Below are 26,151 nucleotides of genomic sequence, written 5' to 3'. Positions count from 1 at the left end.
CTGCCACGGTTGCGTACCGACCACCCACGCCACGTTCAGGAAGCCGTCCTTGTCCACGGCCAGCGCCGTCAGCAGGTTGTCGTTCTGCTTCGCCATGGCGACGGGAGCCCCGGCCGGGAAGACGGCCGGGCCGAACCGCACCGGATCGTGCCACGGCTGGGTACCGACCACCCACGCCACGTTCAAGGCACCCTGCTTGTCCACCGCCAGCGCCGTCAGCAGATCGTTAGCCTGCTTGGCCATCGCCACGGGCGCCCCCGGCGGGAACACCGCCGGGCCGAACCGCACCGGATCGTGCCACGGTTGCGTACCGACCACCCACGCCACGTTCAGGAAGCCGTCCTTGTCCACGGCCAGCGCCGTCAGCAGGTTGTCGTTCTGCTTCGCCATCGCCACCGGCGCCCCCGTCGCGAACGGCGGTTTCGGCGGCGGTGGGACCGGGTTCTCGCCGAGGGGAATGGCGCGCTGCCCGCCGATGTTGCCCGCGGCGGCGTACCGGCACACGAGGATCCATCCCTTGTTGCCGTTTACGGACACGCCTTCCTTCACGCCGCAGCCGATCGCCGTCGTGGACGACTGGGGGGACATCCACACGATCTGCGAGTAGTGGCCCCACACGTGGTAATTGCCGCTGGGAGCCTTGCTGTCGACCGGCGCGTTGTTGTCCGCGTCGAACGCGGCCTTCTCGGCCATCCAGCTGAAGCCCACCCCCGGGTCCATGGCCATCAGCGGCTTCGCCGGGCCGGGGGAAGCGTGGAGCAGGTTCTCGCCCTCGTTGCCGTTCGTGTCCCTTCCGCTGTGGACGAGCTTGCCGTCCTTGCTGGAGGCGGGGTCGTCGGCCCAGGCCTGCGCGTCGCAGGCGAGCTGGGGATCCCACCTCACGGACACCAGGGGGAAGGAGGGGTTGTACTTCCGGAGGGCAGCCTGGCGCGCGTCGTTGTGGGCTCGTACGAAGGCGTCGGCATCGGTGGCGCTGATCTGTGAGCCGGTGCCCGGCGGGGGGACGGACGCGGCGCATCTGGGTCCCTTCGCCTGGGAGGCCGGCGCTGGCGCAGCGGGCTCGTGCGCGGAGGCGGCTTGTATCGGCCCCATCGCGCCCAGGCCGCACAGCACGGCGGCTGATGCTACAAGTGTCTTCAGTTTCATCGGATACCCCGTTTGTGTGGCATCGCGGTGACCTGCGCGGGTGCCGGGGCCGGTCTGGGCGGCGGCACGGGCGCGACGGTCCGGCGTCGCAGAAGCGACGGCTGACTGTCAGCGTCACCCGTTCGCAGGGCACCCGCCCGCCCAGCGATCGACCGCTACGCCATCGGGGTGAAATGCGCAATGGACCGGCTGGGCGCCAGCAGCCGCTTCGAAGCCGGCATCAAAGCTGCTCAGAAGGGTTGGCTCTGATCGCGGTTGCGCCTCGGACTCCCGCGTGAGGCCGCCGCCCGTCGCGGCATTCCTGTGAGCCAGTCTGCGACGCCGGCCTGGCCCGCCCTCGGGGCCCGCCGCTGTGCTGTGATCATTAGCTACGCGGTGGCTTGAGCTGACGGGCCTCGGCTGCCTGGTCGCGAACGTACGGGTCGGCATCCGCTGCCAGCTGGTCGAGCACGGCCGAGGTCGCGCGGTCTGCGGGCTCCAAGGGGGGACGCCAATCCAAGGCAATACGACCCACGCCCGGACACCCTATTCCGCGACCACCTGTGCGAGCGCGGCGTTCCGGCGGTGATCTCCATCCCGGCGGACCAGCGGGGCCACCGCCTGCGCCGAGGCAGCCGGGAGGTAGGCCTCTGGGCTTCGACTGTGAGATTTGCAGGCAACGCAACACCGTCGAACGGTGCATCAACCGCTTGAAGCCGTGGCGGGCATCGCCACGCGCTACGAGAAGACCGCCGCCCTCCACCTCGACGGACTTCACATCGCCGGCACCTGCCTCTGGTCCGCGAGATGAGAGATCCCTCAACTGCCCGTCGACGGCCTCCGCCCACATGCCAGGTCGGCGGAGGGTCAGACTGCACAGGTGCTGATCAGACGAGAACCCCCGCCGACCTGGCCGCTGTCCGTCCGTGCGGTAAACCTCGCCTCCTCCGGCAAACCGCATGAGGAGGAGCCTGTGGAGGTGCTTCTGCAGGACGCATTGCAGAAGGGTGGACACTGGATCCCAGCGCTCTCGCTGGTGGCCGAGGGCGAGGATGGCGTGATCGTCGGCCATGCTCTGTGCAGGTGGGGTCGTATCGGTTCCGTCCGAGTCCCCGACCTCAGCCTGGTTGGTGTTCACAGCGACCATCGCCGCCGCGGCTTCGGAACGGCTCTGGTCGGCGCCGCTCGCCGCGGCGGACGCCCTTGATGCTCCCATGGTCGCTGTTCTCGGCGATCCCGACTTCTACGGCCGGTTCGGCTTCCGCCCGAGCACCGACTTCGACATCGTCGGCGAGGAACCGGCTTGGGAGCACCTGTTCCAGATCCGTACCCTGGCCGCCTACGATCCGTCCGTGCAAGGCGCATTCATCTGGTCGGTGACTGGAACGGCGACGGCAAGGACACCATCGGCGTCTACCGCGGGCCGGACACGTCCTTCTACCTGATCGATTCCAACACGTCCGCCACATCGACCACAACGTGAAGTTCGGCAACCCCGGCGATATTCCGATCAAGGGCGACTGGAACGGCGACGCCACCGACAAGGTCGGCGTCTACCGGCCCGCCGACTCCGACTTCTACGGCGCGGCCAAAGACTCCAACCAAGTCATCTACAGCGCCCGCTTCGGCAACCCCGGCGACCAGCCCATCACCGGCCAGTGGTAGCAGCCACCTGACCTGACCGCCCCCAAGGCACGCGCGTGATCCACTCACGCCATGAGCAGGGCGCCCCACGAGCCGGGCACCCTGCTCGGCCGTTCAGCAGCCACGCTGTCGGGCCAGAAGGCATCCCGGCGCATTCCAGCGTGCGGGGATGCGGGCGGGCCGTGGGGACGGCCAGGGCTCCGATGGTGTGGCCCGCGCGAGCGCAGCCGCGACCGACGCCTGCGTTGCCCTGCTGCAAACGATCGATCAAGATGCACGGCACGTCGCGGACAAGGTTCCCGGACAGACCTCCACGGCCCCGAAATAACATGCCTCGCACCCGTCACGCTGGTTGCCCGCCATGGCACACACATCCAGCCGCGGTACCGGCTGAGTATTGATGACCGCCAATGCCACGGCACTCGGAGCTCCTGCCCGGCGCATACCGCCGCCGCCTCCGGTCACGCCGAGCCCGTGGCATCCCTCCACACCGGTCGGCAGACCTCCCCAGGAATCTCCCCGGGGGAGTCGCAGCCGCGCGGGCTTCCACGTCTGTCAGGGGACGTTGCGGCCTGGACCTCACGTCGTGGAGGGGTGCGGCCCCCCGAACCGGGCCGAGGGGACGTCGTGGCTGTTCCCCCAGGGCCCGTCCCAAGCGGTTGCCGACATGCCCGAAGTGCTGACCGCCCGCCGATCTGGCTGCGTCGAGGCAGCTGACCTGCCCGGCGCGCGGTGGCCTCCACTTGTTTCGTACCGATGCCGGTCGCAAGAGCGACGAAGTGGATGGTCAGTGGGATGCACCGCTCATGTCTCGCAGAGCTGCGACGCTTCCCCAGGCGCTGGCGAGTACCACGAGTCCTCCGACGACGAACGCCCCGTTTGCGCTGGTCGAATTTTCAGACTTCTGCTCGTCCAGGTCGTTACTCCCGGTCTGGTTGCTGCCTGAGTAGCTGACGCAGGTGTCGCCTGCTGACATCGTTTCGCCGCCGCAGTCGGCGGGTGACTCGTTGATCTTGAATCCGACGAAAAGGATCGCCGCGCCGACGGCGAGGAAGAAGAGACTCGCCAACAAATTCTGCGTGGGGTGTTCTCTCGGGCTGAGCTCATCGCTATCAGCCCTCCATGAGCGCTGCTGGAAGAACACGGGCGTTCTTGGTCGACCAGGCCGGTCCTGGCCCGGGGTCTTTGAGCCCTGGGTAGGGGAGGCCGCAGGGAACAGGAGCGGCCGGTGTTCATCCCGCTCTAGCACGAGCTCCTCGGCAGGGGGTGTTCGTGCCCGATGTCCGCGGCTCGTCCGGCTGGGGACGTTCCTTCGTGGACGCAGACCTCGGCGCCGGCCGGTTCGCGGCGATCGCCTACATTGCCGACTGCGCGGCCCACGTGGTCGCGCTCGGATACGCCGCCCCCTCTGGCTCGGGGTGATGGGCCGCTCGTACGGCGGGTATCTGACCATGGCCTGCCTGATGTGGCACCCGGAACTCTTACGCACCGGGGTCGTCGTCTGCGGGATGTCAGACTTCGAGTCGTTCTTCGCCGGTACTGAGCTGTGGATCGCGCAGTCCGCCACGGCCACGTACGGCCACCCCCAGCACCGGGAACTCCTGCGTGCACTGTCCCCGATGAGCCGGATCGACCAGCTGCGCGTCCCCGTATTGGCCGTTCACGGAGAGCACGACACCAACGTGCCGCTGATGGATCCGAGCAGTTCGTCCGCGCCTCGCGCGACCGGGGTGTACCGGCTCGGCTGCTGACGTTAAAGGGCAAGGGCCACGGGTTCCTGCGGGCCGACAACCGGCGCCTGTACCGGCGTGCCGCGGCGGACTGGCTGGAACAGCACCTCGGCTGACTACGGGCCCGGGGCCGGTTCGGGGGCCCGGCAAGGGTCAGCCGGCCCGGGGGCCCGGTAAGGGTCAGAGCTCTCCGGGGTCCAGTTGTTCCAGGGGCTCCAGCGCCGGGCCCTGGAGGATGCCGCCGTCGATGCCGAAGCGGGAGCCGTGGCAGGGGCATTCCCAGGTGCGTTCGGCGTTGTTGAAGGCGACGAGGCATCCCAGGTGAGTGCAGACGGCGGACACGGCGTGCAGCCCGCCCCGATCGTCGCGGTGCACGGCGCAGGGCTTGCCGCCAAGCCTGACCACCGTCCCCTCGCCCGGCCGCAGGCTCCCTACGGGGCCGTCGGTGCCGTCGCCGAGCGCATCGAGGCGGTCCTTGACGAAGTGTTTCCCGGTGTCCCACTGGGCCTTGAGGAGCTCCGGGGCGGAGCGCAGGGCGGACCCGAGGCGGGCGGGGTCGTAGAGGCCGCCCCACGGGTCTTCTTCGCCGCTGACGAGGGACGCGAGGATCGTCCCGGCGAGGACCCCGCCCGTCATGCCCCAGCCGGCGAAGCCCGTGGCGACGTAAACGTTCTTGCCGCCGCCGGGCAAGCGGCCGATGAGCGGCAGGGTGTCCGTGACGCTGTTGTCCTGGGCTGCCCACCGGTGGGTGACGGTGAAGCCGGGGAAATGCTGCTCGGTCCAGGCCTGCAGGCGTGCGTACCCGGCCTCGGTGTCCTCCCCCTCGCCGGGGGCGAACGCCTCTCCCGTAACGATCAGGAGACGGCCGCCGTCGTCGAGCGGCGCCGTGCGGACCGACCGCTTGCCGCCCTCCTCGGTGATGTACACGCCCTGGGGATCCAGACCGGCGGGCAGGGGGCCCGCGATCACGAGGTCGCGGTGCTGGGTCAGCCGGGCGGCCAGCAGGGCGTGGTCGAAGACGGGGTGGTGGGTGGCCACCACGATGTGCCGGGCGGAGACGGCGGCACCCGAGTCGGTGGTGAGACGGCACGGATCACCGTGGTCGAGGGTGGTCACTCGGGTGTGCTCGTGGATGCTGCCGCCGAACGCGACGATGCTGGCGGCCAGGCCGCGCAGGTACTTGAGTGGATGGAACTGCGCCTGGTCCTCCACCTTCACGGCTCCGGCCACCGGGAACGGCAGGCCGGTCGCGGTGACGAACGAAGCGTTGAGACCGGCTGCCCGGGCCGCCCCGGCCTCGGCGCGCAAGGCCGCCACACCGTCGGGATCGCGGCCGTACGTATAGGCGGGGCGTTCCTCCAGCTCGCAGTCGATGCCGAGTTCCGCGGCCACGTCGAAGACGTGACGCAGTGAGGCGCTTTGGGAGGCGGCGTACCGGCGTGCAACGTCCTCGCTGTGCTCCGTTCGGAGCGTGTCGTACACGGCTGTGTGCAGGGCGGTGAGTTTTCCCGTCGTATGCCCAGTGACGCCCCCCGCGAGCCGGTCCGCTTCCAGTACGACGACCCGCAAACCCGCACGGGCGAGCTCCCATGCCGTGCTGAGCCCGACGATGCCGCTGCCGATCACCGCCGCATCCGCCTGCGCCGACCCTGTGAGAGGAGCGAAGGACGGCAGATCCGCCGTCTGCATCCAGTACGAGAGGCCGTCGTTCGATGATCGGTTCATGTCCGGCGACTGCCCACTGGAAAGGGGCTGATGCGCGGATGCTTCTTCTGTGACGCACCGTGCTGAGCGGACACACCGGTATGTCATCCTGACGAATCTGGTTGATCAGTACGCCCAGGGCACGCGCATCGTGACGAGCGCAAGGACGCGAGACGGACAACTACGGGGCAGTGGCAACCGCGAGCACGACCCCATGGCCCTCACCAGCGAGGGCGGGCGGTCCACGCTCTCACCGCGCCCTGGTCCTCGCCGCCGCCGACCCCACGTCGGCGAACCTCTCGCCGGGAACACCGCCGGCCCCCAGCTGCGCTACCACCTCGTACGCGTCCGGCTCCCGCAGTGGGTCCGTCCAAAGCTCTCGGCCACCGTGACTCGGCGGGCTGCGCAGGGAGGTGAAGTGCCCGGTCACAGCCACCGCGCTGTGCGGGGCCCGGCGCGATACTCCGGGCCGGGCGCTGCCTGGCCCGCGCACCGGTACCCCCGGCCCCTGCGTGGACCTCGACGGCTGGCCCGGCGCCGTGGATCAACCGGGCCCCGGTCGGTCGTAGGTGAGCTCGCGCTGGAGGTCGCGCCTGACGCCGGCGGGGAAGGGAGCGAGCCGGAGTACTGCCTGCCGCAGTAAGGTGCCTGGTCTGCAGGGGTGCGGGCGAACAAACCGGTGCGTCCGTCGCCATGGCATACTTTACGGACGAACGTGCGGGCACCCGCCTGGTGAACGATCAAGGGGCGGGAGAGCACCTGTGTGGAAAGCAGTAGTCAGAACTGTGGCCGCGACGGCCGTCGTCATGGCGGGCGTGACCGGCTGCGGCGGCGGGGACTCTGAGGACCCGCGGGCGGCAGGCCGTCCGGATTCGTCCGCCGCCCCCGCTCCGGATTCGTCCGCCGCTCCCGCTGTGGCGGACCGGGACGAGGTCGACCGCGAGGTCGAGGAGGCCACGGCTGAGGCGGGGATGATCGGGCTGTCGCCGTCGGCGGGCCCGGACGCCAAGGGGCCGTCCGGTATTCAGCTGGCTCCGTGCACGACACTGTGGTCCGGCCATCCCGACGCCCCGGTCGGCCAGGGAACCGGGGCCGGACCGTACGCGGCTGCCGTCGAGGCACTGGAGAAGCGGGGATGGCAGCGCGAGAGTCGCAGCGAGCGGGGGGAACTCGCCCTCGTCTCGCTCAAGAAGGGCGACTGGAGCATCCGTGGCAGTCTCAAGGAGACCAACCGCGTCGACATGATCAGCTTCGTCGGCGTGCATGCCCGATGCGCCCCCGGCCTGCCGGAACTTCCTGAACTCCTGACCCTCCTTCTGGCATAGCGGACGGCACAGCGGATCCCGCCTCGTCCCTCCTCCTCGCTAGCCCCTGGGAACGCGGGACCGCGCCGGGGGGGCAAGGCTCGTGCCCTGCACTGCCAGGTCGCCTTCACGCGGTATGAGATGAAACGGCTCAGCCGCGACGGCGCCGAACTCCCTACGGCGGCCGGCCACCTCATCGCCCACGGCCTGGCCCTAGAGATGCTCGCGGGCTTCCGGTTGCCACTGGACGTTCGGTGAAGCGGCTTGGTTGCCGGTCGGCCTTCGGACAGGGGAGGTCGTCGATGGGGAGGCGGGCGGCTCGGGGCAGGCGGGCTCGTGGCCGAGGTCGCGGTCGGTACTGCTCATGAGGGCCTGCGGTGGGACGGAGCGGGCGTGGGCGGGGCACTGCTGCTCCAGGGCTGGGTGTGGGGAACGAACCGGCCGAGGCGCGCGAGCGGGGTTCACGGCGAAGCGCGACCCGTGGGCAGACGACTTGCGCCCGACCCCTGCCTGCCCTGAGGACCTGCACACCATTCCGGTCAGCAGATATCAGAAGCGGGCATGAATGCACAGACCGGGACAGGGAAGGTGTCTGGGGGGCCGCGCCCCTGCGCGGCTCCCCCTGTGCGCCCCCGGTCCCAGGTTCTGGCGGCGCTTCGCGAACAGCTGGAGACCGATCGTGGAGCAGATGACGAGGGGTGTCGTGGGCGCGCCCTGCTGGCTCAGCCTCATGGCTCGTGACCTACCGGCCGCGCAGGACTTCTACGGGGCGGTGCTGGGCTGGACCTTCCGGTATGCCAGTCTCGGACGCGGAATCGCGGTCGCCGAACTGAACGGCGTGCCGGTCGCGGGCGTCGGCGCGGTGGCGAACGACTTCGCGGTACCTGTCGCGTGGACGACGTACTTCGCTGTCGACGACGCGGACGCGGCGGTGGCGCGGATCCGCGACTTCGGCGGCACGGTCGGGATCGGTCCCGTGTCCTTTCCGCCCGGCGGCCGCGCGGCCCTCGCAACCGATCTCGAGGGTGCGTCCTTCGGCGTGTGGGAGGGGCGGGTCCTGTCCGACTGGAGGGTCGGCGACGGCGAAGCCCCGGCATGGCTGGAACTGCACACCAAGAACGCCTTCGATGCCGCTCTCTTCTACGGCCGGGTCCTCGAGTGGACCGACGATGACGCCGGTGGCTGCGAGGTCTTCTACGAGCAGGACCAGGTGGTATTGCGCCATGGCGGCCAAGCGGTGGCCCGCCTGAACAGCGGCCCCGTCGAGACCAGCTCCCCCAGGCCCCAGCTGAGGCCCCGCTGGCGGGTCCACTTCAAGGTCCCCGACCTTGCCACCGCCCGAGCCACGGTACTCGAATACGGTGGGAGCATCGTCTCCGACGACCTGCGGCCTGGCGGAACGGGGCACGTCACCGTGCGGGACCCGGACGGCGGCCTGTTCACCCTCGACCCGACGGCGGGTCGCCCCGCTCCCACGACTCTGGGCGCCCAGCATGTGTAGAACCCTCGCAACAACAAAGACGCGTACTTGACACGGGCCATCGAAGAGCTGACGGGCACCGACCTGGTCAATGAGGAGTACGACGATGTCGTGGACGCCGTGGTCGTCTGGTTCCGGGACGATGACGGCGATCTTGCCGACATGCCGGTCGACTCAACGACACTGGTCGAGGACGGCGCCCTGATCTGGCTGTTCACGCCGAAGCCTGGACGCGAGGGGTATGTCGAGCCCTGCGACATGCAGGAGGCCGCAGTGACGGCCGGCCTCCAGCAAGTCGGTTCCGTCGGCGCAGGTACGGGCTGGAACGGCCTTGGCCTGGCCACCCCAAGCCAAGCGGTAGCGAAATGACCTGGACTTCTTCGGCACCAGGAACGTCCGCACGCTCACTCGTCGCCGCGGGCCCGCCCTGTGCCGGCTGCGCCCTGGCGTACTGCCAGTCGGCGCAGCCGATAGCGTCGTGAGTCCTTCCACCAGCCCAGCCGGTGCTCGGATTCCTGCGGGAACACGGCTTGGACGGCCACCACGGCAATGGCTGCCAAGAGGCACAGGAGCACGAGCACATACAGCCACCACGGCGCGCCGACGACAGCAGCCACAGCCGCCACCACGATGGCGACCCCGATGGCAACTGACATCACTAACGGTTGATTCTTGTACATATTGGATTTCCTCGTTCGCTGGACGCACCTGGCCGGGGCGCTGACACGGCACCCCCGTGCCGCCCTGTCGCGGCCCGTTTCCTCTACCTAACCGAATCCGGGGCGACCTGATTAAACGGTGGGTGTCACATCCGGCGTGCGTACTGGGTGAACGCCCGGTGCCAAGCCGTTTGCATCGACTGCTCCAGAACCAGAGCCGCGGTCCTGTGGGACCAGGCGGCGAGGTACTCGACCAGGCCGGGGCGAGGGTCGCCCAAGGACTCGACCACCGAGGCTCCCGGCCATACCCACGTAGCCTTGACCACCTGGAACCTCGACCCGATGCGCCGGTCCAGGCGTATGGCCAACTGCGCGAACCAGCGTGCGTTTCCCATCGCTTCCCTCAGGAGGTCGAGCCGTTCGGTGTCCTGGGCATCGTCCAGCTCAAAGTCCTCGATGACTGCCTCCATGGCTGCGAGGGTCTCCGCTCGCGCTCTTGCCATGGCCTCGCGCTGCTGGTCTGCGGTGATCAGTCCGAGGGCACGTGCTTTGTCCGCCGGCAGCGCCAATGGGTCAATCCTGTCCGGCTCCTCCTCCCGCCCCTGGCCCCCGATCAGTGTCGGACGACCGTTCACGTCAGGAAAGGGGCAGGTGCCCCACTCCTGCTCGCGCTCGTGGTTCCAGACGACGAGCAGCGCCTCGATGAAGCCGCTGACCTGTTCCACTTTCAGCGCGGCCGTCGGCGCGAGAAGCGGCTCGATGCCGGGCACGGGTTCCGGGCCCGAGCCGTCGGCGCGGTCGCGGAGCGGCCAGACCGCTTGCCTGCCGCGGAACGGAAAGACGACCAGCTTCCCCTCCCCAGCCCAGCGGGCATACGGGTCGGGCAGGGCACCCTCTCGCAGCGCCGGAGCATGCGCGTGCCAGCATTCGGGCAGACGCACCAACCAGCCCGGCGGATTCATCGCACCTTCGAGCGGCGAGCTGTGGGGGCGCTTGACCAGCCAGTCCTCGAAGTCCTGCAGGCCCACCCGGCGGCGAGCCCGCCACACCGCGCTGCCACCCCGGCCCGTGTAGTCGTAGGCCGTCGTCCCTGCCAGCAGGCGAGTCCTGCGGTCGTCCGCGGCATGCAGGGTGTCCTGGTAGAGCAGCTCCCAGTCCTGCCCGGCCTGAGCAAAGAGGAGTTCTTCGTGAGCCTGGGCATCGGGGCCGGTCAGGAGGTCACGGGCAAGGTTCTCTACGACGGTGAAACGGGCTGGAGAGTGCCAGGCCACGTCGTTCTCCAAGGCCTCGGCGACCAGCAGCAGTCTGCGGTCGGGCACCGCGGCGGCCGACCGATCGTCCTCGGCCGCCGCCAGGAGTTCCCTCTCCGGGCCCGTACTGGTCGCCGCCGCAGCCAGCCGCCACAGCCCGAGAGCCGACCCGTGGCGCAACACCGGCAGCAGACCCTCCAGGAAGCCGTCCGTGAAGGACTCCGCGACCGCGATGGCCGTCATGACCCCGTCGGTCACCAGCCGGCCCTGGTAGTCCCGATGACTGCGCTCGTACTGCCCTGGCAGCCGCAACGAGACACCGCGCGCCCTCGTCAGCAACTCCGCCGACGCCCGCACCCTCAGGGGAACATCGCTTCTCGGATCCCTGCGATATCGCGGCGGCCTCGGATAGCGCAGGACCGTGCCGATGCGCGTCAGCCGGTCGTCGGGATCCAGGCTTTCCTGCGCCTGAACGTGGGCCGCCAGTAGCCGCCGGACCGTCTCGTCCCGCGACGTCCCCTCGCGGGCCGCGACAACGGCCAAAGCCTCGTGGGCACACGCCGGCAGCCGGACGTTGGTCTCCTTCACACCAGGCACCAGGACAGTCTTAGGCATCAACCCAGCACGCGCGGGGCGAATGGCTTCACGCGGGATCCGGAGCACACCCACCCGGTCGCCCGGCGTTGGCCATTCGGCGTCAAGGCCGTACCTGGCTACGACCTCACACCACCGAGCGACGTCCGAGCGACCTCCGAGCGTCACCGAACGCTTGCTCAACACATCAGCACGCGGCCATCACCGACCAGCGAACCCACCGGATCCCACTTGCGCCGCGGCGCACTGCGGCTTGGTCCGGGCCGAGGGGCACGTGCCGGTCGAGGAGGACGGGGGTGAAAACTTCGGGCGGCGGCCACCACTTCCGGCTAGCCGGTGGCAAGTCGCCGCAGCGCCGTACGGCATGGCGGCCGCCACGAGGAACACGCAGCGCAGTGACGCGCTCAAGGCAGCCCTCGACGCGATCGTCCAGAACGGCGGCTGCGTCGAGATGTTTCCAAGTGGGGCGTCTTCTGACGCACAAGCTCGGGCATCCCGGTGGACCTGGAAGCCTGCCCGCCCCAGAGATACCGCAACTGCGCGGTGGCCCCTCCCACGGAGGGGCCACCCGCCCCCGGAGCCGCTAAGGGTTCGCTGACACTGATGGAAACCCAGATGGCACGGGCCGACCACCAGGCCTGTGACTGAGCGCTTCAGTCGGCCCCATCAGCCATGTAGCGCGCTCAACCCGCGAGACTCTGCCGGTGAAGCGTCCAGCGGCGCATCCGTATCCGGCAGTGCGGGCAGCCAGCTGCGGCCTGCTGTTCTCGTGGTCGACGAGGTCGGCTACCAGCCCCCCTCGAGCGCGCGGAGGCCAACCTGGTCTTTCAAGCCATCTCAAAGCTACGAAAAGGGCTCGATCATCCCTACTTCGAACAAGACCTTCAGCGAGCGGGGACAGGTGTTCGGCGACGAGGTCCTGGCCACCGCCCTCCTCGACCGGCTCCTGCACCACTGCGACGTGATCTCCACCAACGGGCCCAGCTACCGGCTCAAGAACCGGCTCGCTGCCCTTGGGGGGAGACCAGGAAAGCGCCGCCACATAGTTCAGGTGGTCGACAATGGGCGCATGGACGTCCCTGAGCTGCTCAAGTCAGCTTCTCTGCTTGTTCCGGAAGAGACCGCCACCGAGAACGACATCACGGTGCGAGACATCTGGGACTACCTCGTCCGTGACGAGTGGGAGATCGCCCTGGGCCTGCTGGAGGAACTGGGGGACGGTCGCCCGCTCCCGCTGGCGTTCTGGGAGAAGCTCGCCGACGCGGCTGAGCAGCTCCGGCTTGAGCGGAGCGCGGCCTGGTGCCGTTGGCGGTGCTCCGAGATTCGGCACGGCGTGATCCGGGCGGAACTGACGCTCCGCCCTGCCGCTGAGGCGCGACGCACCACGGCAATCTCCGGCGCCGGTGTTCTGCGACCTATGTGGGACATCGGACATTGCTCTCCCACGGGTGGGCGTGCGGTCAGCATCGCCGCACTCTGGGTTGAGGGCATGCCGTATCTGGAGCCCGGCGGGCGAGCCACGGTTCGACTCGTGCCCTTCACTCCCTCCCACTGGACGCACCTCCAGCCCGGCCAGCAGATCGCCATGCACGAGGACCGAACCGTGGCCGGCACCGCAGTCATCCTGGAGGTTCATCACCCTGCCACCGCCATGCCCGCGGGATGACGTGACCGGCTCACAGCCTCCCTGCTGGTGCCATATCCCCGTACTGGTGGAGCAATCACAGGCGTACGCCTACAGCTGTCGATGTTCGAGGGAGCGATCGATGTCCATCAGCAGGATGTATCCAATTGCCGGGAGATCGGCGACCAGCACAGTGAAGGCATCGCCTCGGACTGCCTGGGCACAGCCCTGCAGGGTGCGGGGCGGTTGGCGGAGGCGGTCGACACCCGCACTCAAGCCGTGATCTCGCTCGCGGCCGCCCTCCATGAAGGGGGCGTTTCGAAGAAGGCATCGACGCCCGCTCCTGGGGCACCGCCATCTTCCCGGATTCTGGTGAGCATGATCGGGATGGTGCCGGCTAAAGGGTGTTGCAGTCGTTTGTTGACGACTTCGGGAGTGGCTTCGGGTGCCGCCACCATGATCAATGTCGATGGGTTCGGGAGTCACTCATGGCGGTCGGACACGTCCCGCGGTTTGTCTCAGGGCTGTCGCGCCGCCGAAGTGGAGCGACGGTTGGCCGCGATCCGCGGGCACCTGCCGCACCTCGTGATCGTTGCGACGGTTGTGATCGAACTCAAGCGCGTCATCGCGACCCTCGCAATTGCCCTTGTCGGCGCCGCGACCCTCACCTCGCCCAGTGCAGCTGCGGGTACCGCCCCGTATGAGCCCACCCACGCAGGGCCGCGCGTGGTGAGCAGCCCGGGGGCACCCGCCAGCGCGACGGTCACGGAAGGGCAGGTCAAAGAGGTCGCACCTGGCGGCCTGATTACCTATCCGAGCGTCACCAGCTGCCTCACCGTGACTGTGCGGTTGAGGGGCGGCGGCCTCGTCGGTGCTCACGCCAGCCTGTTTCAGGTACCGGGTGAACTGCGATCCGATGAGATTCTGGGCGCGCTCAAGCAACTCGTCGGCGGGCGCCCTGTGGCCGCGATCGAGGTCAGGGGGGCCGTCGGAGCCTGGCATCCGAGCTACTTCGTGAAAGCGCTGGAGAGCTACGGCGAGGGGGAGCAGGTGCCGATCCCGGAAGGCCGTGACTTCAACGGGATTGCCCAGGCGGTGTCGCGGGGACTTGGGCTGCCCCGCGCCCTTGTCACCGTCGAGGACGTGCCTGACGGGGACCAGATCATCAGGTGACGAAGCCGATCATCACGCCAAGGGGCGGTGCGCCCCGCTGCAGCCCGAGAACCGGAGCTGCTTCACGCGATGACCACGGCCGCTGAACAGAGCCCGGGGGACCGTCTCCCGTTCTCGTGAACACCGCCTATTCGCGCGAGCGGCGAGCTCGGCGCGGGCCTGCTCAGCGCGCTCCGCGTACTCGGCCTGGGGCGGCCGGCCCTATGCGGCCGAGCGGGGGACAGCTGTACCGGGTGGCGTAGCGAACCGCTACCGAGACGGGCGCAGCGGGCAGTGATGGCGAAGCCATTCCCCCGCCTGTGAGGAGCTGACCGTCGATGTTGGAGCGCACTCGGAGCAAGAAGCGGACCGAGATCACGTTCGTCCTGCCCGCCGGCCATCCGGCCGGTGAGGTCAGCGTGGTCGGCGACTTCAACGACTGGCGGCCCGGCTCCCATCCCATGATCGAGCGCCCGGACGGAAGCCGCGCGGTCACGGTCACCTTCCCGGTGGACCAGCACCACGGGTTCCGCTACCTCGCCGATGGCGGCCACTGGCTCGACGAAGAAGGGGCGGACGGCCACGACGGCCGCAACTGCCTCCTGCACACCTGACCATCTGCACGGCCACGGACTCTGACCCAGAAGGAGAACACCTGTGACTGACGACATGTGGAGCTACAACCCCGCGTCGCACTACACGCCCGGCACCAGCCTGGTCGGCTTCAAGGTCGAAGCCAGCGACGGGAGTATCGGCAAGGTCGACGAGGACACCGACGAGGTCGGCGCTTCCTACATCGTCGTCGACACCGGCCCGTGGATCTTCGGCAAGGAAGTCCTCATTCCTGCCGGCACCGTCGTCCGCGTCGACGTGGAGGAGAAGACGATCAACGTGAACCTCACCAAGGACCAGATCAAGGACTCCCCCGAGTACGACAAGGACAAGCACCGCGGTGACGCCGCCTACCGCGACCAGCTCGGCCAGTACTACGGCCGCGACCGCGGCTGAGCCCGGCCCGCCGGGCTGCGGCTCCCCACCACGCACGGGAGCCGCAGCCCGGCAGAGGATGGCGCGATCGGGCCGAACTCCCTCCCGCAGCAGAGCCGGGTCAGGGCCGTGCGGCAGCTGCGGCGCCCTGACCGCGTGTGCCTGAGGTCCGGTCGATGTCGCCGGACAAGTCCGGTGACCCGCTGTTCGGGTCGGGCTGCACGTGGCGGTCCGCATGCGCCGTGTGCTGTCCCACCGTCCCGCGGTCCGCAGGACGGTGCGGAAGATCAGGCCGGGTTGATGTTCTCGGCCTGGGGGCCCTTCTGGCCCTGGGTGACGTCGAACGTGACGGCCTGGCCCTCCTGGAGCTCGCGGAAACCCGAGGAGTTGATCGCGGAGTAGTGGGCGATGACGTCCGGGCCGCCGCCGTTCTGGGCGATGAAGCCGAAGCCCTTCTCCGCGTTGAACCGCTTCACAGTTCCCGTAGCCATGTCCCATGCCTTCCAGTCGATGATGCCTCCCGCGACGTGCGGAAGGCGGAGGTGATCGCCCTGGTTACTGCGGCACTGCACAGCAAAACGCCCACGCCGAAAGCGTGGGCAAAGGGAACTTCCGAACCACGACAGCTTACGCAGACGCTCCTCGCCCGCACACCCTGTCACCACAGGAGACGACCTGCGCGTCCCGCCTCGGACAGGTGTGGGCGAGGGCCCGCCGGTACCCGGCAGGCTTCCCTGGCGTCAGGCCGCGGCCGTCGGATTCGCCGATTCGGCTGCACGGCGGTATTCGGCGTTGATGCGCTGGGCTTCCTCGAGCTGGTCCTCGAGGATGACGATGCGGCAGGCCGCCTCGATCGGGGTGCCCTGGTCGACGAGTCCCCGGGCCCGGGCTGCGATCCGCAGCTGGTAGCGGGAGTAGCGGCGGTGACCGCCGGCGGAGCGCAGCGGGGTGATGAGGCGGTGTTCGCCGATGGCGCGGAGGAAGCCCTGGGTGGTGCCGAGCATCTCGGCGGCCCGGCCCATCGTGTAGGCGGGGTAGTCGTCGTCATCGAGACGGCCGTACGAGTCGTCTGCTGTCATTGCACCTCTCTGTGGAACGCGTGGAGGGGCCCGGGAGCGTGTGGCTCCCGGGCCCCGAAGGAACTGCTACACCATCTGCCGGCCCTAGTCCTGCGCCGGCCTTCTGTGTCCGCCAACCCGACCTGAGCTCTGTCGGGGGTGCGGGGATCGCGGATGCGTGACCGGAGACCACCTCACTATCGATGTCCTGCGGTACCCGGGCTTCGTACTGCTCGCCCGGCCGATCCTGATGGCGCTCGGCTCCTCCGTTCTTCCCTCTGGATCAATCACTTACCAAACGGGAACTGCGTACTGCTGTTACTGCGAACTGCTTGTACTGCTGGTGTTGCGTACTGCTGGTGGCCTCACCTAGCGCCACTTCGGCAGCCAGCCCCGTCGCCCATCCTGCATCTGCTCTGGCTTAGAACCCCACTGCCGAACCTCCCGATGCGCGCGCCCGCAGCCGGCGCCTTCACCGAGGTACCACTCACTGACTTCACTGCTGGGTACTGCCAACTGCACTTACCACGGGTACTGCCACTGCGTTAACTGCGGTACTGCTCACGGCGGCCCCTGAACACTGCGGGCCGCCCGGTCCGGTCACCAGTCCCGTCGCCGTCCTGCAACAACCCTGGCTTCGACACTCCGTCACCGCACCGTCCAACGAACTGCAACTGCATGTACTGCGGGTACTGCTGGTACTGCTGCCCGGCAGTTCGTCTCTGCCAGGCCCTACGGTCTCTCTGGGCTACGAGAGAAACCATAACGACCCCACCACTCAATGTCTACTCCGGCTGACATAGATTTTCGTGTGTGTGTCACTGAGGTAATCGGGTGTTGTCGGGTTGAACGGCTGCGGGCGGGGGCACAACGACCAGGCAGACAGGGCCGGACACCTACAACAGCACCCCGGAGCGCGCGATGACCACGATGAGCGCCGAGCGCACAGCCCTTCGTTCTCAGTCCGCCGCCGAGGCACGCCAAGCCGCCCGGGCGTTCCTCGAAGCGCTCGGGCAGCCGGCCATCGGTCGGGAGCAGGCCGACACGGTCGTCCTGGTCGTCTCGGAACTGGTGACGAACGCCCTGCGCCACGGTGGTGGCGGCTACACACTCCGCCTGACCGCGCACCCCAGTTGCATCGAGGTCGCTGTCGAGGATCCCAGCCCGCGGATGCCACGGATGCGGACCCCCGACCTCGTCGACGGGACGGGCGGATTCGGCTGGCACATGGTCAACGACCTCTCCCTCGCCACCGTCGTCACGCCCGGGCCCGAAGGCGGCAAGACCGTCCGCGCCCTCCTCCCCCGGTAGCGCGCCGGACCGTACCGCGGCCCTCGTGAGCCGGGCCCTGTGAGCCCACCCCGTTTGCGAGAGCTCCCAGCGGCCAGACGGGATTGCGTAAGGCGTTTACACCGAAGAGGGAGTGATCAGCTGTGTCTGGTGAGCAGAAGGCCGAGGCGAAGGGCGAGGAGGCCAAGGGCAGGCTCAAGGAGACCGCCGGCCGCCTGACGGGAAACGAGCGGCTGACCGCCGAGGGCCGCACGGAGCAGGCCACGGGCGACGCCCGCCAGGCCAAGGAGAAGGTCAAGGACGTCTTCAAGCACTGATCGTCATGCCTCAGGGCCGGGACCGCAGGATGGTCCCGGCCCTGCCGTGTGTCCCCTCCGCCTACTTGACCGCACCCCGCGTGCCGTCCGGCCCGTGCCCGCCGCCTGACCTAGGTGATCGCGGCGGCATGGGGCCCCTGCCGCACGTCCCCAAGGAAGATCCCAAGCGCTTGGCGTCGATGGGACGCCGTGGACGTCGCCGCCGAGCCGGCCGTGCGTCCGCGGGGCACGGCCTGTCTAGGCGGTGAGCATGCCGCTGCGCAGGCGGGCCAGGATGCGGGTGAGCAGGCGGGACACCTGCATCTGTGAGATGCCGAGCTCGGCACCGATCTCGGCCTGGGTCATCTCCTGGGCGAAGCGCATCCGGAGAATTTTGCGCTCGCGCTCGCCGAGTGCGCGCAGGAGGGGTGCGAGGGTGTGCAAGTCCTCGAAGAGGACCATGGCCGGGTCGACGTCACCGACCGAGTCGCTCAGGGACCGGCCCTCACTGCTCGCGGCCGTACGCTCCGTGGCGCCGGCGGCCGAGTCGATGGAGGCGCTGCTGTAGCCGTTGGCGGCCACCAGTCCCTCGATGACGTCCTCTTCGGAGAGTTCGAGGTGCTCGGCCAGCTCCTTGACGCTCGGTGCGCGCCCGAGAACCTCGGTGAGCGTCTCCTGCGCTTTGGCGAGTTCGACGCGGAGTTCCTGCAGGCGGCGGGGGACGTGCACGGCCCAGGTGGTGTCGCGGAAGTACCGCTTGATCTCACCGGTGATGTACGGCAGGGCGAGGGTGGAGAACTCGACCTCACGCTCGGGGTCGAAACGGTCGATGGCCTTGATCAGGCCGATCGTGCCGACCTGGATGACGTCGTCGAGCTCGATGCCGGCGTTGATGCGGGCGGTGAACCGGCGGGCGGCGAAGCGGACGAGGGAGATGTTCATCTCGATCAGGGTGTTGCGCGCGTACTGGTACTCGCGCGTCCCCTCTTCCAGTTCCCTCAGCCGAGCCAGGAACAGACGCGACAGCTCCCGCGCGTCCGCGGGCGCCACCTCGCGGGCGTTGTCGATCTGCGGCAGGGGCCCCGCGGGCTGCCCGGTGGCGGCTGCGGGTTCGGCGCGGGTGAAGGCGTCCGGGGCGGTCTCCCGGGCGGGATTGGCGGCTGTGGCGACGTGAGACATGAAAGCTTTCCTCCCCTGCACGAATGGCTTGCGCGGGCGTGTGCCCACACAAGCGGAATCCCAATCAGACGGACCTCTAGTCCTGGGTCCGATCTCAGCATCACGGGCCCGAGTGCTTCAAGCGGTGGCCGGGCCGTACGGCGGCCCGGCCGCGCGGGTGCGTCAGGGGGCTGTGCCCTCAGGCGGCTGCGGCCCGCAGCTGGGGCTGGCGCAGTTCTGCCTGGCCGAAGAGGAGGGCGTAGCCGCCCGGGAGCTGGTGCAGGATGCGGGCGAGGAGGTCGGGGCCGGCGAGGTGGGTGACGGCGGCGAATACCGCGCCGGTGTCCCAGCGGGCGGTGGCCGGGGTGGCGCCGGTGCGTTCCGCGAGGTCTTTGACGAAGCCCCAGCCGGTGAGGTGTTCGGTGTCGGGGATCTGGGAGGTCAGGGTAAGGGCGGCCTCGACGGGCAGGCACTGGGCGAGGTCGACGCGCTCGTCGCCGGTGAGCCGGCGGCCGAGGGCGGCCAAGACCGTACGGACGGCTTCCTCGGCACGTTCGCGGGTGGGGTAGGCGCCTTCGTAGCGCACGCGTTCCAGCATCTGGTCGAACGTCATGGCGGGGGTGGCCCGGTTCGGTCGAGGCTGGTCGTACATGGCTGCGGTTGCCTTTCTCTGCGAAGGATCCGGCCTCCGGGCGGTGGAGGTCTGGGGGCAGGCGGGTCGACGGTCAGGTGGGCTGGGGGTGGCCGAAGAGGAGGTCGTAGCCGTGCGGGAGCTGGAGCAGGACCTCGCGGGTGAGGACGTCGCCCGCGGCGGCCGCCACGGTGGAGAGCACGGCACCGATGTCCCACAGCGCGGTCGTCTCGGTGGCGCCCTCGATCCAGGCCGCGGTCGCACGGACGAACCGCTCCGGCGAGAGCGGCTCCGCGGCCTGGAGCGGATTGAGGAGGATCAGGGCATACGTCTCGGGAAGCCGCGCGGCGAGCTGCGCCCGCACGCTGCCGACCAGGTGTGCGCCCAGCAGGGCCAGGACGACGCGGGCAACGCGCTCGGCCTCTTGCGGGGTTTCGTACTCTCCGCGTTCCTGGACGTGGGCCAGGAACGACTCCCTGCGCATCGACATCGCGTCACCTCCGGAGCAGGCAAGGAGGGAAAGGAGGTGAGGAGGGCGGGGCGCCCGCCGGGGGGATGCGGCTCTCCCCCGCCCTCCGTGGCCGGCTGATGCTGGAGGACTCAGCCGGAGATCTGCGTGCGGCCGTCGGCGCTGCCGATGCTGATCTTGCGGGGCTTGGCGCGCTCGGCGATCGGGATGCGCAGGGTCAGGACACCCGCGTCGTAGTCGGCCTGGATGCGCTCGGTGTCGAGGGTGTCGGCCAGCATGACCTGGCGGGAGAAGACACCGAGGGGCCGCTCGGAGAGGTCCATCTGCACAGCCTCGGGCCGCTCCGTGGGCCGGCGCTCGGCCTTGACCTTCAGCATGTTCCGCTCGACGTCGATGTCGATCGCCTCCGGGCGCACGCCGGGAAGGTCGAAGGCGATCACGTACTCGTCGCCCTCGCGGTAGGCGTCCATCGGCATGACCGACGGCTTCGACCACGTGCCCGACGTACCCGACAGCTGCTGGACGATCCGGTCCATCTCGCGGAACGGGTCAGTGCGCATCAACATCGCGAAACACCTCCAGTTGGTTCAGGCAGAAACTGCCAATGCGCTTCAACGTGCTTCCGTTGTAACATGTCATCGAAACGATGACAAGCAAGGAGTCATCAGTAGGATGACGAGACAGCGGAGGGCCCCATGAGCGAACCCGCCCCGTCGGCCACACCCGTTCCCTTCCTTGCCGCCGCGGCGGCCCTGGAGGCCATCAACCAGTCCGTAAAGGACGCACAGCGATCCCCTGGGGGAACGCCGAAGACGACTGCGCCGCCCGGGTCCGGCTCCGGCCCGCACCCGGCCCTGGCCGCACTGCTGATGCTGCGCGAGGTCCGCGAAGAACTCGCCGGCTGGGAGAGCGGGCTGATCGAAACCGCCCGCGGCGCGGGTGCGAGCTGGGCCGAGCTCGCCGGCCCCCTCGGAGTCGCCAGCCGCCAGGCCGCCGAACGCCGCTACCTCCGCCTGCGCCCCGGCACCCCAGGCTCCACCGGCGAAGAACGTGTGCAGGCCACCCGCGACACACGCGCCGCCGACCGCACCGTGAACGCCTGGGCCCGCGACAACGCAGCCGACCTCCGGCGCCTGGCCGCACAGATCACCGCCCTCACCGACCTGCCCGCCGACGCGGTCGGCGCCCTGCACCTGGCCCTCGGACACGACGATGCCGCCCGCCTCGTACGCCCCCTGACCGGCGCCCGGGCCCATTTGGGGCCCGAGGACGCCGAGCTCGCCGAACGCATCGACACTCTGACCCGGCACACCGAACAACTCCGCCAGACCGCTCACGGCCAGCGCAGCACCTGAGCAGCACCCGCCCCGGGACCGCTCCCAGGCGGTGAGGGACGCGCAGCGCGAGGTCGGCCGACCTTCAGGAATTCGCTGTTCACGGTAGTGGCGGCCGCGGCATCAGAACGTCGATTCATGCCACCTCCCCAGCCGTCTGCCGACTGCGAGGTGCTCCGGCGACGGTTGCCCCGGCTCGTTCGGCGCCGACCCGGCGCAGCGCGGCGGCCCGGCCACGGCGGCCTGGCGGCGCCGCTCAACGCGGGCCTGCTCGATCGGGGCCGACGCATCGGCCGGGACAACGTCGCCGGTCTCGGGGAACGCCCGGCGAGACAACTCCCGCATCACGGCGGTCTGTCGCTCCACCGCCTGCGCGATGGCCGGATCCACCCGGGACGGGGCGCGGCCTGGCGGTGTGCCTCGATCGCGCGGCGGAAGCCGTCCGGCGGACCTCATGCGGGCCGTACGCGACCACCACGACGGACGCCTCGCCGACGACGCCACCCTCCTGTGCCTGGAATGGCACGGTCCCAGCCGCAACACACAACTAGGCCCCACCGGCCCCGACTTACCCAGCCTCAAGACAGCGCCGTCGCGAACTGAGCCACTCGCAGGACCGCCTCCCGTCCTGCACGGTGCAGAGTGGCTTGGCGGCCGCTGCTGGGATGGCGTCGATCACCGCTCCCTGTCCTTCTTTCCCTTGGCCGTCCCGGGGGTCTCCTTCGTCTTCGCCTGCCTGGGAACCTTCGGCGGGCGTTCTGCGACCGGTCGCGCGGAGGAAGAGGCGGGCGCCTGGAGGACTTGGGGAGTGGAGGGTCCTGAAGCCGGCGGCTGCGAGGCAGGCACCGAGGCGGCGGGGAGCGACGGCGCGGGCACTGCCGATGGCCCTGCCGGAGCTGCCACCTCGGTGTTCTTCGATGCCGATGGCTGCTCATGTGTGGGAGCGGTGACGGATGGGTTCTTGCCTGCTGGGATGCCGCCCATCACCAGCGCGCAGGTGCCCGCGACGCTCGCCGCCGCAAGGCCCCACCTGAGCGGACGGCGCTGTCGGGCAGCCCCGGTCCGTGACGGCTCGGGCGTTCGGGCGGCCCGAGCGGCAGGGGGCAGGGACAGGGAGCGCGTGGTGCGGTCGAGTGCGGCGCTGGCCGGGGTGCGGGGTCGCGGTGCATTCGCCATGTCCTGCAGGCGCCGGTGGACGGCAGCGGCGTCGGGGCGGGACGCAGGGTCCTGGTCGGTCATTGTTGCAAGCAGGCGGGCGAGGTCCTTGGGTAGTCCTTCGGGTATACGGGGCCGGCGCAGGAGGTGGGCGGTTCCGATCTCCATCGGAGTTCCCTGGTATTCGCGCCGGCCGGTGAGAGCCTCCAGGAGGGTCACGCCCAGGGCGTAGATGTCGCTGGCCGTACTCGCGCCTTCGCCCAGGAACTGTTCCGGGGCCATGTAGGCGAGGGTGCCGACGAGGGTGTCGGGCGCGCTGTGGGAGTGCTCGTGGACGGTCCGTGAGAGCCCGAAGTCGGCCAGGTGGGGCGAGCCCTGCTCACCGAGGAGGATGTTGGAGGGTTTCACGTCGTGATGGATGACGCCGTGGGCGTGCACGTGGTCGAGGGCTGAGGAGATGTCGGCGCCGATCCGCACGGCCTGGACGGGGCCCAGGGGGCCCGCGTCCATTCGGGTGCGCAAGGTGACGCCGTGGATCAACTCCGTGACCATGAAAGCGCCCTGGCCGTGTCGTCCCGCGTCATAGACGGTGACCAGGGCGGGATGGGAAAGACGGGCCAGTGTGCGCGCCTCGTCGCAGAAGCGGTCGGCCGTGACCGTGTCCGCGCCTGCGCGGAACACCTTGACGGCCACCTCACGGCCCAGCACCTCGTCGACGCCGCGGAACACGTCCGCCGTACCGCCCGAACCTATGGGGGCCTGAAGCCGGTAGCGGCCGCCCACAACGGTGTCGCATTCAGGCGGTACTCCGTAATCTGGGGCGGACCGGGCCGACATGGGTCCTCCTCTACTCCCGGGCTGGTGGCGCGCGCATACCCCACGCACGTCGCGCTACGCACCGGGCTCCGGGAGCCCCTACCCGGTACGCGGGGCAAAGCGCCGGCCGGCAGTTCACCTTGGGACTCGGGCGGAGGGCTTGCTTGGATCCCGGCAGCGAAACGCCTCCGCCCTCCAAAGGGGGGGGAGCCGTTGGCGTCCGGCAGGTGGGACCGGTCGCTCAGGCGTGGCGGTGATCGCGTTTGTTGCCGGTGACCAGTCGGTAGATCACGAGGAGGGTGACGGAGCCGAAGATCGCGGCGATCCAGGTGGAGACGTCGAAGAAGCCGTCGATGGAATCGACGCCGAAGGTGACCTTGCCGAGCCAGCCGCCGAGGAGATCCCCCGCGATGCCGATCAGCATCGTGATGATGACCCCGCCCGGGTCCCTGCCCGGCATCAGCGCCTTCGCGATGAAGCCCGCGAGCAAGCCGATCAACCAGCCTCCGTTGGCGTGCGCCCTCGTCAGCGGCCACCGTCGTCCGCCGACCGCAGACCTCCCCTCGACGGCAACCAAGCCTGCCGCCGACGGAGGCGTACGGGTGTCGTAACGGGACGCCGGCTGGGGCGTGACGTTTTACTGCGGGATGTCGGTGTGGAGGCGGACAGTGGTGCCCTGGTCGTGGCTGGAGCGGATTTCGACCAGGTCGCAGAGCTGGTGGGCGAGCCAGAGGCCGCGGCCGCCGATCTGTTCCGCGGTCGGGCGGATGCGGCCCAGCATCACGTCCGCCATGTAGCCGGTGTCCCGGAATTCACAGATGAACACCGACTCCTGAGTCCAGGTGCGCAGGGTGCCGCCACCCCCGCCGTGGCGGATGCTGTTGGTGGCGATCTCGGTGACGGCGACGGCCAGCTTCGACAACGCTTCCCGCGGAACGCCGGCATCCGTGGCGCACTGGGCGACCTTGGAGCGGACCACGGCCAGGTCACCAGTGGTGTAGCTGACCTCCTGGTACCCGTCGCACGGGCCGGGTAGGGCTTCGAAGGGGTACAGCTCGCCGCTGAGGTAGCCGTCGTTGCGCGAGGAGGTGTAGCCCTCCTGGCGGATCAAAGGATGGCAGCGTGACAACGACTCCAAAGCGCCCTGGTCCTCGTCGGTGGCGTCGTAGGGGCACAGCATCGACCAGGCCGGGCTGTCGGCGAAGGCCCGGTTCAACAGCCACTCGTGGTTGCGCAGCTCCGAGAGGTGCGCGGCGCTGCGCACGGTGTGCCAGGCTGTCTCACCGACTCCCCTGACGCGCCTGCCTCCCTCGCCGTGCTCCCCCATCCAGGTCGCCCACGCGGCAATGTGACGTCCTGGGTTACTGCCGGCGGTCGTCATGTCCACGAAGGTGACGGCCCCCTCGCCTCCCAGTTCGTGCTGCAGGAGTGACGTCTTCTCCGCGGGGACGGCGACGACCACCGCCTCATCGGCTTCCAGGGCTTCACGGATGAAGCCCAGTGTCCCGGTGAGGAACTGCTCCTCGCCTCGATAGGGAAACATCTCGTGCCGGAACCCGGCACTCTGCCGGTCGGGCGGCGTCGCGGGCGCGGACGCGTTCGCGCTCATACGGCCATCACCACCGGCAGATCGGCACCGCTGTAACCGGCCAATTGCCAGCACAGGCGCACGGTCTCGTTGGCGCCCTCCACGAGGACACGGCTGCCCGGCAGGTGACGGGCGGCGTCGACGAGCGCTTGCATGCCCGCGGCGTCGATCATCTCGAGCCGGTCGAACCGCAGCGTCACCGTCGGCGTCTTGCGTATCGCCGCTTGGGCGGCGGCGCTGAACGCCGGGGCACACTGAGAGTCGATCACGCCGTCCACACTCCACATGTCAGTACCCGTGCAATACATCCGGAAGGACGGACGCGCTGCACGTGTGCCCATCTCATGCGGATGCACACTCACCACGTTGTCCAGCGTAGCCGGGTCCCACTGGAGCGGCCTGAACGCGCACACCACCATGGCGCCGCTCTCGGCCGCGAACTCGTCCAGCCCGAGCTCTTGTGTGAGCAGTTCCTCGGCCGCCTCGAGTGACGTCCGATGCACCCGCTCGGTGAGAACGCGTACCGCCCGGAAACCTTCGCGCGCCGCGGTCCGCGCCTCGCGGCGCACCGCGGCCAGGACCGTGCCGGAGTCCCTCGGCTGCGAACAGTCGAGGACCACCGCTGTCGAGGGCAGAAAGGAGTCGTCGAGGGGGAGCACACCGGATGTCGAACCGATCGTGTCCACGATCACGACCTTGTCCCCGTACAGGACACCATCGGCGAGGTAGGCCCGCGCTCCCTCGGGCACGGCCAGGGCGGTCGGCCCCAGGTGCCAGCAGACGTGATCACCGAGCTCGACCTCATCGAACGTCGCCAACTGTCGCGCCGCTCTCACCCCGGTCCCCTTCCCACCACATCACGGACACAAAATGTTACTGCCCGGCGGACAGGGAAGAGCCTTCATCACGGCACGGGCGCCGCAGCAGACGCACTTCGCCTCTGCCCGCGGGAGAGCACACCAACCTGGCCGACGGTCGTGCCGGGCTCAGCGATCCCATCGGCTGTCGTGCTGCGGAGCTCGCTGGCGGCGGACGGGGCGCGGATCTTGCCGCGGCCGAGCGCACCGAGTGGGGGCGTCGGGGACGCTCCCTGCGTGACGCCG

At 69.4% G+C, this 26,151-nt stretch carries 28 protein-coding genes and 5 pseudogenes; 17 read left to right on the top strand and 16 right to left on the bottom strand.

Translation table 11 applies throughout. The features are described from left to right. Positions 1 to 1,092: CAP domain-containing protein (locus AB0D66_RS26780; protein WP_362308542.1), on the bottom strand; the 1,092-nt coding region annotated here is incomplete at its 3' end. 630 nt (positions 1,093 to 1,722) lie between these two features. On the opposite strand from AB0D66_RS26780, the pseudogene AB0D66_RS26775 reads away from it, so the two are divergent. The 4 genes and pseudogenes from AB0D66_RS26775 to AB0D66_RS26760 form a co-directional block, all read left to right on the top strand. Continuing rightward, positions 1,723 to 1,936: pseudogene (locus AB0D66_RS26775) on the top strand (IS5/IS1182 family transposase); the annotation flags it as partial. A 69-nt stretch (positions 1,937 to 2,005) separates the two neighbouring features. Further along, positions 2,006 to 2,332 carry a GNAT family N-acetyltransferase gene (locus AB0D66_RS26770; protein ID WP_362308539.1) on the top strand — a complete coding sequence of 109 codons (327 nt, stop codon included), beginning with the start codon at positions 2,006 to 2,008 and terminating at the stop codon, positions 2,330 to 2,332. After that, entirely contained in the window at positions 2,256 to 2,570 is a 315-nt protein-coding gene (locus tag AB0D66_RS26765) for a hypothetical protein (RefSeq protein ID WP_362308632.1), read from the top strand. The genes AB0D66_RS26770 and AB0D66_RS26765 overlap by 77 nt, the downstream gene beginning before the upstream one ends. 34 nt (positions 2,571 to 2,604) lie before the next feature. Continuing rightward, entirely contained in the window at positions 2,605 to 2,790 is a 186-nt protein-coding gene (locus AB0D66_RS26760; RefSeq protein ID WP_362308536.1) for a hypothetical protein, read from the top strand. Positions 2,791 to 3,556: 766 nt separating this feature from the next. On the opposite strand, the gene AB0D66_RS26755 is transcribed toward AB0D66_RS26760, so the two are convergent. Continuing rightward, positions 3,557 to 3,913: a hypothetical protein gene (locus AB0D66_RS26755; protein ID WP_362308533.1), complete on the bottom strand. Its 357-nt coding sequence runs from the start codon at positions 3,911 to 3,913 to the stop codon at positions 3,557 to 3,559. A gap of 57 nt (positions 3,914 to 3,970) precedes the next feature. On the opposite strand from AB0D66_RS26755, the pseudogene AB0D66_RS26750 reads away from it, so the two are divergent. Beyond that, positions 3,971 to 4,615 (top strand): annotated as a pseudogene (locus tag AB0D66_RS26750) (prolyl oligopeptidase family serine peptidase); the annotation flags it as partial. Between the two features lie 64 nt (positions 4,616 to 4,679). Here AB0D66_RS26750 and AB0D66_RS26745 read toward each other — a convergent pair. Continuing rightward, positions 4,680 to 6,224, bottom strand: a complete 1,545-nt coding sequence (locus AB0D66_RS26745) for an FAD-dependent oxidoreductase (protein WP_362308530.1) — start codon at positions 6,222 to 6,224, stop codon at positions 4,680 to 4,682. An 893-nt stretch (positions 6,225 to 7,117) separates the two neighbouring features. On the opposite strand from AB0D66_RS26745, the gene AB0D66_RS26740 reads away from it, so the two are divergent. The 3 genes from AB0D66_RS26740 to AB0D66_RS26730 all read left to right on the top strand — a co-directional run bounded on the left by AB0D66_RS26740 (position 7,118) and on the right by AB0D66_RS26730 (position 9,356). After that, the gene (locus AB0D66_RS26740) at positions 7,118 to 7,528 is read left to right on the top strand and encodes a hypothetical protein (RefSeq protein WP_362308527.1); all 411 of its coding nucleotides are present in this window, start codon (positions 7,118 to 7,120) and stop codon (positions 7,526 to 7,528) included. Positions 7,529 to 8,237: 709 nt separating this feature from the next. After that, positions 8,238 to 9,008: a VOC family protein gene (locus AB0D66_RS26735; protein ID WP_362308524.1), complete on the top strand. Its 771-nt coding sequence runs from the start codon at positions 8,238 to 8,240 to the stop codon at positions 9,006 to 9,008. Between the two features lie 27 nt (positions 9,009 to 9,035). Beyond that, positions 9,036 to 9,356 (top strand): DUF3052 family protein, encoded by a 321-nt coding sequence (locus tag AB0D66_RS26730; RefSeq protein ID WP_362308521.1) that lies wholly within the window; start codon positions 9,036 to 9,038, stop codon positions 9,354 to 9,356. A gap of 35 nt (positions 9,357 to 9,391) precedes the next feature. Here AB0D66_RS26730 and AB0D66_RS26725 read toward each other — a convergent pair whose 3' ends face one another. Beyond that, positions 9,392 to 9,667 carry a hypothetical protein gene (locus tag AB0D66_RS26725; protein WP_362308518.1) on the bottom strand — a complete coding sequence of 92 codons (276 nt, stop codon included), beginning with the start codon at positions 9,665 to 9,667 and terminating at the stop codon, positions 9,392 to 9,394. A 125-nt stretch (positions 9,668 to 9,792) separates the two neighbouring features. Further along, complete coding sequence (locus AB0D66_RS26720) at positions 9,793 to 11,484, bottom strand: hypothetical protein (protein ID WP_362308515.1); 1,692 nt, start codon at positions 11,482 to 11,484, stop codon at positions 9,793 to 9,795. 302 nt (positions 11,485 to 11,786) lie between these two features. Between AB0D66_RS26720 and AB0D66_RS26715 the strand changes: the two are divergent. The 6 genes and pseudogenes from AB0D66_RS26715 to AB0D66_RS26690 all read left to right on the top strand — a co-directional run. Further along, a pseudogene (locus AB0D66_RS26715) lies at positions 11,787 to 11,929 on the top strand (ABC transporter substrate-binding protein); the annotation flags it as partial. Between the two features lie 201 nt (positions 11,930 to 12,130). Next, positions 12,131 to 12,487, top strand: a pseudogene (locus AB0D66_RS26710) (ATP-binding protein); the annotation flags it as partial. A gap of 72 nt (positions 12,488 to 12,559) precedes the next feature. Next, positions 12,560 to 13,156 (top strand): hypothetical protein, encoded by a 597-nt coding sequence (locus AB0D66_RS26705; protein ID WP_362308623.1) that lies wholly within the window; start codon positions 12,560 to 12,562, stop codon positions 13,154 to 13,156. Positions 13,157 to 13,237: 81 nt separating this feature from the next. Further along, entirely contained in the window at positions 13,238 to 14,287 is a 1,050-nt protein-coding gene (locus AB0D66_RS26700) for a hypothetical protein (protein WP_362308512.1), read from the top strand. Positions 14,288 to 14,604: 317 nt separating this feature from the next. After that, complete coding sequence (locus AB0D66_RS26695; RefSeq protein ID WP_362308509.1) at positions 14,605 to 14,880, top strand: isoamylase early set domain-containing protein; 276 nt, start codon at positions 14,605 to 14,607, stop codon at positions 14,878 to 14,880. Between the two features lie 43 nt (positions 14,881 to 14,923). Further along, positions 14,924 to 15,274 carry a PRC-barrel domain-containing protein gene (locus AB0D66_RS26690; protein WP_362308506.1) on the top strand — a complete coding sequence of 117 codons (351 nt, stop codon included), beginning with the start codon at positions 14,924 to 14,926 and terminating at the stop codon, positions 15,272 to 15,274. 266 nt (positions 15,275 to 15,540) lie between these two features. Here AB0D66_RS26690 and AB0D66_RS26685 read toward each other — a convergent pair whose 3' ends face one another. Both AB0D66_RS26685 and AB0D66_RS26680 read right to left on the bottom strand, forming a co-directional pair. Next, on the bottom strand, positions 15,541 to 15,744 hold the full coding sequence (locus AB0D66_RS26685; RefSeq protein WP_362308503.1) for a cold-shock protein: 204 nt from the start codon (positions 15,742 to 15,744) through the stop codon (positions 15,541 to 15,543). 249 nt (positions 15,745 to 15,993) lie between these two features. Further along, a complete protein-coding gene (locus tag AB0D66_RS26680) occupies positions 15,994 to 16,332 on the bottom strand; it encodes a MerR family transcriptional regulator (RefSeq protein ID WP_362308500.1) in 339 nt (112 codons plus the stop codon). Positions 16,333 to 17,232: 900 nt separating this feature from the next. Here AB0D66_RS26680 and AB0D66_RS26675 point away from each other — a divergent pair. Both AB0D66_RS26675 and AB0D66_RS26670 read left to right on the top strand, forming a co-directional pair. Continuing rightward, on the top strand, positions 17,233 to 17,622 hold the full coding sequence (locus AB0D66_RS26675) for an ATP-binding protein (protein WP_362308497.1): 390 nt from the start codon (positions 17,233 to 17,235) through the stop codon (positions 17,620 to 17,622). Positions 17,623 to 17,744: 122 nt separating this feature from the next. Continuing rightward, complete coding sequence (locus AB0D66_RS26670; protein ID WP_362308494.1) at positions 17,745 to 17,918, top strand: CsbD family protein; 174 nt, start codon at positions 17,745 to 17,747, stop codon at positions 17,916 to 17,918. A gap of 237 nt (positions 17,919 to 18,155) precedes the next feature. On the opposite strand, the gene AB0D66_RS26665 is transcribed toward AB0D66_RS26670, so the two are convergent. From AB0D66_RS26665 to AB0D66_RS26650, 4 genes are all read right to left on the bottom strand, one after another. Beyond that, positions 18,156 to 19,076: a SigB/SigF/SigG family RNA polymerase sigma factor gene (locus tag AB0D66_RS26665; protein ID WP_362308491.1), complete on the bottom strand. Its 921-nt coding sequence runs from the start codon at positions 19,074 to 19,076 to the stop codon at positions 18,156 to 18,158. A 178-nt stretch (positions 19,077 to 19,254) separates the two neighbouring features. Continuing rightward, complete coding sequence (locus tag AB0D66_RS26660) at positions 19,255 to 19,707, bottom strand: DUF2267 domain-containing protein (RefSeq protein WP_362308488.1); 453 nt, start codon at positions 19,705 to 19,707, stop codon at positions 19,255 to 19,257. Positions 19,708 to 19,780: 73 nt separating this feature from the next. Beyond that, positions 19,781 to 20,176: a DUF2267 domain-containing protein gene (locus AB0D66_RS26655; RefSeq protein ID WP_362308485.1), complete on the bottom strand. Its 396-nt coding sequence runs from the start codon at positions 20,174 to 20,176 to the stop codon at positions 19,781 to 19,783. A gap of 110 nt (positions 20,177 to 20,286) precedes the next feature. Further along, positions 20,287 to 20,721, bottom strand: a complete 435-nt coding sequence (locus AB0D66_RS26650) for an Hsp20/alpha crystallin family protein (RefSeq protein WP_362308482.1) — start codon at positions 20,719 to 20,721, stop codon at positions 20,287 to 20,289. A gap of 129 nt (positions 20,722 to 20,850) precedes the next feature. Between AB0D66_RS26650 and AB0D66_RS26645 the strand changes: the two genes are divergently transcribed. Further along, the gene (locus AB0D66_RS26645; protein WP_362308479.1) at positions 20,851 to 21,510 is read left to right on the top strand and encodes an HSP18 transcriptional regulator; all 660 of its coding nucleotides are present in this window, start codon (positions 20,851 to 20,853) and stop codon (positions 21,508 to 21,510) included. A 115-nt stretch (positions 21,511 to 21,625) separates the two neighbouring features. On the opposite strand, the pseudogene AB0D66_RS26640 reads toward AB0D66_RS26645, so the two are convergent. The 5 genes and pseudogenes from AB0D66_RS26640 to AB0D66_RS26620 all read right to left on the bottom strand — a co-directional run. Further along, a pseudogene (locus tag AB0D66_RS26640) lies at positions 21,626 to 21,932 on the bottom strand (DUF721 domain-containing protein); the annotation flags it as partial. 232 nt (positions 21,933 to 22,164) lie between these two features. Further along, positions 22,165 to 23,481 carry a protein kinase gene (locus tag AB0D66_RS26635; protein ID WP_362308477.1) on the bottom strand — a complete coding sequence of 439 codons (1,317 nt, stop codon included), beginning with the start codon at positions 23,479 to 23,481 and terminating at the stop codon, positions 22,165 to 22,167. A gap of 220 nt (positions 23,482 to 23,701) precedes the next feature. Then, entirely contained in the window at positions 23,702 to 23,920 is a 219-nt protein-coding gene (locus AB0D66_RS26630; protein ID WP_362308620.1) for a GlsB/YeaQ/YmgE family stress response membrane protein, read from the bottom strand. Between the two features lie 177 nt (positions 23,921 to 24,097). Beyond that, positions 24,098 to 25,069: a sensor histidine kinase gene (locus AB0D66_RS26625; protein WP_362308474.1), complete on the bottom strand. Its 972-nt coding sequence runs from the start codon at positions 25,067 to 25,069 to the stop codon at positions 24,098 to 24,100. Then, positions 25,066 to 25,866, bottom strand: coding sequence for an MEDS domain-containing protein (locus AB0D66_RS26620; protein ID WP_362308472.1), 801 nt, complete (start codon positions 25,864 to 25,866; stop codon positions 25,066 to 25,068). Before AB0D66_RS26620 ends, AB0D66_RS26625 begins: the two co-directional genes overlap by 4 nt. Between the last annotated feature and the right edge of the window lie 285 nt (positions 25,867 to 26,151).

This window comes from Streptomyces sp. NPDC048270 (assembly GCF_040652335.1).
GTDB lineage: Bacteria > Actinomycetota > Actinomycetes > Streptomycetales > Streptomycetaceae > Streptomyces.
The sequence above is the reverse complement of the archived record's forward strand: the minus strand, read 5'-3'. Positions and strand labels throughout refer to the sequence as shown.